Here is a 1237-nt window from a genome sequence, read left to right on the forward strand (position 1 = left end):
ACGCTGTCCTGAACTGAACCCCCGTTCGCCCTGAGCCTGTGGAAGGGCCCGATCGTCCTGAGCTTGTCGAAGGACCTGAGCCTGTCGAAGGCCTTGCGCGCTTCGGGCACAACCCTTCGATGGACGGGCCTTCGACAGGCTCAGTCCCTGCTCAGGGCGAACGGAATCAAGAACCTCTTGGGCTCAGGGCGAACGGGACTCGTCGCCATTCGTCCCTACCGGATACACGCGTCATGAAGATTCATTCCCTGCTGCCGGCATGCGTTGCGCTGGCTTCTGCCTTCGCTTCCCTTCACGCCCTGGCCCACGAACCCGGCGCCCATGTGCACGGCGTCGCCGAACTGCGCGTCGTCGTCGACGGCCCGCAACTGCAGATCAGCCTCGAGAGCCCGCTCGACAACCTGCTCGGCTTCGAGCACGTGCCGCGCACCGACGTGCAACACACGGCAGTGCGCCAGATGGCACGCACGCTGCGCGATGCCGGCGGCGTGTTCACGCCGACCGCCGCGGCGCATTGCCATCTCGCCACCGTGCGGCTCGCGTCGTCGGCGGCACTCGGCGAGTCGATCGAGGCGACGCCGGCCGACGGCGACGGCCACGCCGACCTCGATGCCGACTTCAGCTGGACCTGCGACGCGCCGCAGGCGCTGGCCGGCGTCGATGTCGACCTGATGCGCCACTTCCCCAACCTGCGCCGGCTCAAGGTGCAGGTCGCCGCGCCATCGGGCCAGCGTGCGCTCGACCTGCTGCCGGGCCGCCGGAGCGTCGCATGGTGAGCCCGGCCCCTGCCCCCCTGCTGCAGGTGCAGCAGCTGCGCTTTCGCTGGCACCCCACGCTGCCGCCCTGCCTCGACATCGACGACTTCAGCGTGCAAGCCGGCGAGCGCGTGTTCCTGCACGGCCCGAGCGGCAGCGGCAAGAGCACGCTGCTCGGCCTGCTGGGCGGCGTGCTGGTGCCCGACGCGGGCCGCGTGACGGCGCTCGGCCAGCAGGTCTCCGCATTGCCTGGTGCCGCGCGGGATCGCTTCCGCGTCGACCACGTCGGCTTCGTGTTCCAGCAGTTCAACCTGGTGCCCTACCTGAGCGTGCTCGACAACGTGCTGCTGCCGTGCCGGTTCTCGGCGCTGCGCGCGCAGCGGGCGCTGTCGGCCTCCGATGGCGACCTGGTGCACGAGGCGCGCCGCCTGCTGGAGGCGCTCGACCTGTCGCGCACGCTGCTCACGCGTCCGGCCACCCAG

The 1237-nt window shown here is 70.5% G+C and carries 2 protein-coding genes; both read left to right on the forward strand.

Annotated elements, in window-relative coordinates; genetic code table 11:
• The first annotated feature begins 233 nt into the window (after positions 1–233).
• On the forward strand, positions 234–776 hold the full coding sequence (locus tag AC1D01_RS35465) for a DUF2796 domain-containing protein (protein WP_477874322.1): 543 nt from the start codon (positions 234–236) through the stop codon (positions 774–776).
• Positions 770–1237 (forward strand): ATP-binding cassette domain-containing protein (locus AC1D01_RS35470; protein ID WP_477874324.1); only part of this gene is annotated, 468 nt, incomplete at its 3' end. The genes AC1D01_RS35465 and AC1D01_RS35470, both read left to right, overlap by 7 nt.

The organism is Rhizobacter sp. P3_B12 (genome assembly GCF_056402895.1).

What these genes read in the sequence shown, in the direction of transcription:
- AC1D01_RS35465 (WP_477874322.1), top strand. Translation starts at nt 234, where the DNA reads ATGAAGATTCATTCCCTGCTGCCGGCATGCGTTGCGCTGGCTTCTGCC.